We start from the raw sequence: 5,972 nt of genomic DNA, 5'->3' as shown, positions 1-5,972 counted from the left end.
GCCTTACAGAAGACCGCACTCGATCACTCGCCAATAGGGTCAAAAAATTCTTGCACTACGGGCGGCAACCACAGAAGAACCTCTTTTGCGGCGGGCGATTTGCTGGCCGAATTGGCAGAGCAATTTCAGGGACTGGCCAAGGAGAAACAGGCGATGCTGGAAATCGAATATGACGAGTTCGACGTTTTCGCCGACCGCGGGCGCTGCAAGCAGATCCTGATCAATCTCTTGGGCAACGCGCTGAAGTTCTCCTCGGCCTCCAGCATTCGCATGCGCGCCAAGCGGGTCGGCGATACATGCCGACTTGAGGTCGAAGACAACGGTTGCGGGATGCCGGCAGAGGATTTGCAGCGGATTTTCCAAGCCTTCATTCAAGCGGAAACAGCCAGCAAAAGCGCTGATGGCGGCACTGGTCTTGGCCTTGCGATCAGCAAAAAACTCGCCGCTGCACATGAGGGGGACATCCGCGTAGAGAGCACCGTTGGCATTGGGACGAAGTTCACCGTCGATCTGCCCCTCTGCGCCTCGGAAATCGCGGCAGAGGAAGCGCTTGTGGCCGCGTGATCGGCCCTTTCCCAATTCGGGGCGGGGCCTCTCCCTCTGAATACGCCGTCGAGCAAGCGAATGCGCGCAGTCTTAATTCAATTGGCACGCCTCAGGGTGCTGCGGCGTGAATAGAGGCGCAAAAGCGCCAATCGTAAAAAGACGCGCCATTTATGCGCGTCATTCATTACCTGAGTTCTTAGCTTGCCGAATAATTGAGCGGTCCATCATTTGCTGCGGCGCGCCGCCATATCGCTGCTTAACTTATATCAAGGAGGCTGAGCTTTTCTGTTCAAAGTTAAGGGGATATGGTGGCCAGAGAGATTGAAGGAAGTTTATAGGGAAGAATATGGGTGGTGAAAGATCGGCGAACGGTAGCGTGTCGAGATCTGCAATTTTTGCGGCATCCCCCCACGGGTATCTCGTTTTAGATACCGATTTGAAGATTATCGACGTGAATGACCGGTACCTATTCATCACCGGGTCAAAAGCGGAGGACCTCGTCGGGAAACATCTGTTCGACGCTTTCCCGGATGACCCTTCCGACGCGACGGCAGATGGCACCAATAATCTGGGCAAGTCGCTTGAGATCGTCGCCGCCACGGGCAAACAGCACCGCATGGCCGTGCAGAAGTACAATATCCCCATTCGCGACAGCGCCGACGGGGCCTTTGAAGAGAAATATTGGCAACCGTTGAACACGCCCGTGTTCGAAGATGGCAAGCTGATCGCGCTGATCCACCATGTCGAGGATGTCACCTCGGAATTCATCGGTCGCCGTGATCAGGCGATACGGCTCAATCTGGCCAAGCAGGTATCGGGGATCGGCTATGGTGAGTTGGACCTTCAGACCGGAACCGCGAATATCTCGCAGGAATTGGCCAGTCTTTTCGGCTATGCCGATACCGAGGGGACAATCCCCATGGCCAAGCTGTTCCGGCGTATCCATCCCGATGATCTGGCGCATGTGAACCAAAGCTTGGGCGAAACGATGGCCAATGATGCCACGGTGAACGCCGATTATCGGATCGTCTTGCCCAATGGGGAAACCCGGTGGCTGAACACGCGCGGCGAAGTCCTTTTCGAACATGACAAGCCCTCGCGGTTCATCGGTGCCACGCTTGATCTGACCCATTCCAAGAAGCGCGAAGAGGTCTTGCAGAAGACCCTGACCGAGCGTGACAAGCTTCTTGAGCAGAAGGAAACGCTGCTTGGCGACGTGAACCACCGGATTAAGAACAGCCTGCATCTGGTGTCGAGCATTCTGCGTCTCGAAGCCGCGTCGGTGGACGATGCGTCTGTCAAACACAGCCTGCAACAGGCCTCGCTCCGGGTGCATGCGGTAAGCTCGGTCCATGAACTTATCTATAAATCGCATAACGTTACCCATGTGGATGTCGGTGAATACATCCCGCAGCTTGTCGATTTCCTTTCAGCCAGTACCGAGACCGATAGCAAGCAGATCGAGACTGTCGTCGACGCGCCGTCGGTCACCGTGCCGACCGATTTGGCCATCAACCTTGCGCTGCTGATCAATGAGCTTGTGACCAACGCGCATAAACATGCCTTCGTCGCGCGGGAACAGGGCAGGGTTGATGTTCGTTTGCATCAAGAGGGAGACCTTTTGACGTTAACGGTGTCGGACGATGGGATCGGCAACGCGGAGAGTGTAGGTGGGGTCGGTCTCGGTTCGAAGATCGTGGCGGGCATTGTCGGCCAGCTTGGGGCGACGATGGATAAGAGGGCAACAGAGCATGGTTATTGCGTTGAAATTGAGGTTCCCATGCCCGCCGGGTGATGCCCGGTGAATATTCTGATTGTCGAAGACGAATTTTTGATTGCCTTGGACCTTCAGATGCAGCTCGAACAGCTTCAACATTCCGTCCTTGGTCCGGTCAAGGATTTCGCGACCTGCCGGGAAGTGGTGGCGCAGACCCGGCCCGATCTGGCCTTCATGGACCTGCGGCTCGCCAATGGCGATTCCGGTGAAGAGGTGGCGCAGTGGCTGCTGGCAGAACACAACATCCGCTGCGTCTTCATGAGCGGCAATCTGGACGATCTCACCCAGCAGCGGCTACGCGCGCTTGAGCCTGTCGCCATGCTTGGCAAACCGACCTTCCCGCACCTAATCGCCGCGGCGATCGAGGATTTTTCGCGCGCGTAGGTGGGGAGGGCCCAAGTGTGAAAGAAAGTGGCGCTCCCTGAAGGATTCGAACCCTCGGCCTGCCGATTAGAAGTCGGCTGCTCTATCCAGCTGAGCTAAGGGAGCACTCGGCCGCTTATAGGGGCAAGCCTCGCCCTGCATCAAGAGGAACCCGACGCGGGCCGGGTGGGTTGAGCCGTCATCGGACATATAACCCAAAGGAGGAAGCCATGTATCTGCGCAATATCCTACTCGGGGCCGCTTTGGCCACAACAGGCGCCGTGGCGGCGCAGGCCGAAAGCCATATGCAAACGGCGGCGACGGCTCAGGTCGCGGGCAATTCTAACGATATCTCGGGCAATGTTTCGCTGAACACGACCGCATCGGGCCGCACCTTGGTCAAGATCGACGTGACCGGCGTGCCTGCGGGTACCCACGGCGTGCACCTGCATGAGACCGGTGATTGTTCGGCCGAGGATTTCAAATCCGCCGGTGGCCATATCGCGGGGGACCGCAAGCACGGTGTGCTCGTCGAAGGTGGGCCGCATCCCGGTGATATGCCCAATATGGTCGTGGGTGAAGATGGGGTGCTGGAAGCCGAAGTCTTTCTCGACCTGCTCGATATTGAGACCATGATCAAAGACGATGACGGCGCGGCCTTCATCATTCACAGCGGCGCAGACGATTACGAATCGCAGCCATCGGGCGACGCGGGTTCGCGTATCGCTTGTGGCGTGTTTGAGGCGTCGTGATTTGATGTGAAGTTTTGGCACCTCCGTCCCGGCTATCGGGGCGGGGGTGTCGATTCGATGTATAGAATAGGCGTGCAGCGTAGGCTTTGAAGAATCGAGCGACACACTTGCGGGGGCACATCGATAATCATGGAAGGTTAATGGTGCGCCTGGAGGGAGAGGACTTGAACTCCCTGATTGAGGCTCTCCAAGAGTGGGAATACCATCTCGCCCGTTCGGACTTTAAAAGTCTGAGGTGCGAAGATGACACATTCGCGCCATGAATTCAATAACATAGCCAAGTCAGAGGCGAAGAGGGCTGGTTATCCACCGCCCTTCTCCCTGCGTCTGACCTATGAGGAACGGGCGCGGCTGGATGCCGAACGGGGCAGCAAGACCCTCGCCACCTACATCCGAGAGCGGCTTTTCGGTGCTGATGCTGCACCGCGCAAGAGGCGTGGTAACAGCCCCGTGCAGGACAAGGAAGCCCTTGGCCGTATGGCGGGGGCACTGGGTCAATCTCGGCTGTCCCAGAACATGAACCAGCTCGCCAAGGCGGTGAATACGGGTTCGCTGCCCGTCACGCCTGAGACCGAAGCGGAGATCAAAGAAGCCTGCCGCGAAATCTCTGAAATGCGAGCGGAACTCTTGGCGGCTCTCGGCAAAGTGCCAGGGAGCGAGCCATGATCTTGAAAGCCAAAGAGCGCGGCAATGCCCCGCAGCTCGCCCGTTACCTGCTGGCGATGCGGGACAACGACCATGTTGAACTGCATGATGTGCGCGGCTTCATCAGTGATGATCTGGTCGAGGCATTCGGCGAAGCCGATGCCATTGCGCGGGGAACGCGCTGCGAGAAGCATCTGTTCTCGATGAGCTTCAACCCGCCCGAGGGCGCGAATGCGTCCATCGAGGACTTTGAAAAAGCCATTGAGCAAGTCGAAGCCAAGCTTGGGCTGGAAGGCCAGCCCCGCGCCATCGTCTTCCATGAGAAGGACGGGCGGCGACACGCTCATGCCGTCTGGTCGCGGATAGACAGCGAGCGGATGCGAGCGCTGAACCTGAACCATTACAAGATCAAGCTGCGCGATGTGTCGCGCCAGCTCTACATAGACCACGGCTGGGCGATGCCGCGCGGCCTGGAAGATGGCCGTCTGCGCGATCCTCTCACCTTCACGCACGAAGAGTGGCAGCAAGCGCGGCGGGCTGGCCTTGACGCGAAGGAGCTCAAGGCTGTCTTCAAGACTGTCTGGGAAACATCAGACAGCCGCGCAGCTTTCGAACAGGCGCTCAAGGAGCGCGGGTTCTGGCTCGCCAAGGGTGATCGGCGCGGCTTTGTCGCGGTCGATTATCGCGGCGAGGTCTATGCCGTTGCGCGCTACAGCGGCGTGAAGGCAAAGGACGTGGAAGCCAAACTCGGCGATCCGCAATCCCTCCGCTCGACCGATCAAGTAAAGGCCGAAATCGCGGACGGCATGACCGCCAAGCTGCAAGAGTTCATCAAGCAGGCCGAGCGGGACGCGGCGCGGCGGTCTTTGCAGATCGACTTCCGCAAGGCAGAGATTGTCGGGCGGCATCAGGAAGAGCGCCGCCAGCTTACCGAAGCCCATGAGAGACGCTGGCAGGCCGAAACCCGCAAGCGGGCGGAACGTCTGCCGAAGGGGTTCTCGGGAATTTGGCATCGCCTGACAGGCAAATATGCCAAGGTCAGAGCGCAGAATGAACAGGAAGCGCTGCAAGCCCTGCACCGCGACCGCGCGGAAAAGGACGCGCTGATCTTCAAGCAGATCGAAGAGCGGCAGGCGATTCAGCGTGATATCCGTGCGCAGAGGGAAGCGGCTCAAGAAGAGCTGCTACGGCTGCGCGAGGATGTAGCGCACTATATGCGTGATCATCGGCATGATCCCGATCACACGTCCACGCGCAAACGCGAGAAAACCCGCGAAAAAGAAGGCCGCAAGCGCGAACGCGCCCCGCGCCCGCAGCGCAGACGCGGCTTCGAGCCCTAGCGCGCCTTAAACATTCTTAATATTGCGCAAGTCGCTGTAAGAAAAAGCAAAGACATTTCAGGGCTAATATTAATGTAAACAAAGCCGATCAGAGAAATCTGACCGTCGAGATAAACTTGATGTCCCCAGAAAACACGCTCACCGGCAGTTAGGCCGTCGCTTTCTGCGCGCAATATTTCTCGGATGTTATTAGCAATCACTAGCAACGCAGCATTTCCGACCGCGAGCCAACCTGAGCGAACCAGGGCATTGCTAACACATAAGATCACACCGAAAAGTATGATTGCAGGTAGATAAACTTGCTGGGGCAAGAGATAGTAAGGGAAAAGCAACCCAAACCCCATCGAGCCATACAGTGAGTACACAAGAGTGTGCGCAAGAGAGGAGCCATCCTTAATCAGCAAGCTTAAAAATGTGGAAAGCCAAAAAGCAAATGCCGCCAAGGCAAAGCTCTTCGCTATTAATAATAAACGTAAGCGGTGGCCCGGAGTCACGTTGTAGGGTGTGATCCGCGCTGCGAGAACGAACGCATCTTATGACGGGGAGTGC

7 protein-coding genes and 1 tRNA gene are annotated in these 5,972 nt (G+C 57.5%); 6 read left to right on the top strand and 2 right to left on the bottom strand.

The window, feature by feature from the left end; genetic code table 11:
* From ACGYLA_RS19285 to ACGYLA_RS19275, 3 genes are all read left to right on the top strand, one after another.
* On the top strand, positions 1–564 hold a 564-nt coding region (locus ACGYLA_RS19285), incomplete at its 5' end, for a sensor histidine kinase (RefSeq protein ID WP_394434598.1).
* A gap of 328 nt (positions 565–892) precedes the next feature.
* Positions 893–2,341, top strand: coding sequence for a histidine kinase dimerization/phosphoacceptor domain -containing protein (locus ACGYLA_RS19280; protein ID WP_394434596.1), 1,449 nt, complete (start codon positions 893–895; stop codon positions 2,339–2,341).
* A 6-nt stretch (positions 2,342–2,347) separates the two neighbouring features.
* Positions 2,348–2,707 carry a response regulator gene (locus tag ACGYLA_RS19275; protein ID WP_394434594.1) on the top strand — a complete coding sequence of 120 codons (360 nt, stop codon included), beginning with the start codon at positions 2,348–2,350 and terminating at the stop codon, positions 2,705–2,707.
* Between the two features lie 28 nt (positions 2,708–2,735).
* Here the strand turns inward: ACGYLA_RS19275 and ACGYLA_RS19270 are convergent.
* A tRNA-Arg gene (locus tag ACGYLA_RS19270) sits at positions 2,736–2,812 on the bottom strand.
* 104 nt (positions 2,813–2,916) lie between these two features.
* Here ACGYLA_RS19270 and ACGYLA_RS19265 point away from each other — a divergent pair.
* The 3 genes from ACGYLA_RS19265 to ACGYLA_RS19255 all read left to right on the top strand — a co-directional run bounded on the left by ACGYLA_RS19265 (position 2,917) and on the right by ACGYLA_RS19255 (position 5,423).
* Positions 2,917–3,438, top strand: a complete 522-nt coding sequence (locus ACGYLA_RS19265; protein WP_067264691.1) for a superoxide dismutase family protein — start codon at positions 2,917–2,919, stop codon at positions 3,436–3,438.
* A 243-nt stretch (positions 3,439–3,681) separates the two neighbouring features.
* Positions 3,682–4,104 (top strand): hypothetical protein, encoded by a 423-nt coding sequence (locus ACGYLA_RS19260; protein ID WP_394434592.1) that lies wholly within the window; start codon positions 3,682–3,684, stop codon positions 4,102–4,104.
* Entirely contained in the window at positions 4,101–5,423 is a 1,323-nt protein-coding gene (locus ACGYLA_RS19255) for a relaxase/mobilization nuclease domain-containing protein (protein WP_394434590.1), read from the top strand. Before ACGYLA_RS19260 ends, ACGYLA_RS19255 begins: the two co-directional genes overlap by 4 nt.
* On the opposite strand, the gene ACGYLA_RS19250 is transcribed toward ACGYLA_RS19255, so the two are convergent.
* On the bottom strand, positions 5,420–5,866 hold the full coding sequence (locus tag ACGYLA_RS19250; RefSeq protein ID WP_394434588.1) for a hypothetical protein: 447 nt from the start codon (positions 5,864–5,866) through the stop codon (positions 5,420–5,422). The two genes, ACGYLA_RS19255 and ACGYLA_RS19250, sit on opposite strands and share 4 nt — an antisense overlap.
* Between the last annotated feature and the right edge of the window lie 106 nt (positions 5,867–5,972).

This window comes from Sulfitobacter sp. 1A13679, from assembly GCF_043557115.1.
GTDB lineage: Bacteria > Pseudomonadota > Alphaproteobacteria > Rhodobacterales > Rhodobacteraceae > Sulfitobacter > Sulfitobacter faviae.
This window is presented reverse-complemented; position numbering and strand designations above follow the sequence as displayed.

Excerpts from the sequence above, each read along its gene's own strand:
- ACGYLA_RS19280 (WP_394434596.1), top strand. The coding sequence starts at position 893 with ATGGGTGGTGAAAGATCGGCGAACGGTAGCGTGTCGAGATCTGCAATT.
- ACGYLA_RS19265 (WP_067264691.1), top strand. The coding sequence starts at position 2,917 with ATGTATCTGCGCAATATCCTACTCGGGGCCGCTTTGGCCACAACAGGC.
- ACGYLA_RS19260 (WP_394434592.1), top strand. The coding sequence starts at position 3,682 with ATGACACATTCGCGCCATGAATTCAATAACATAGCCAAGTCAGAGGCG.
- ACGYLA_RS19255 (WP_394434590.1), top strand. The coding sequence starts at position 4,101 with ATGATCTTGAAAGCCAAAGAGCGCGGCAATGCCCCGCAGCTCGCCCGT.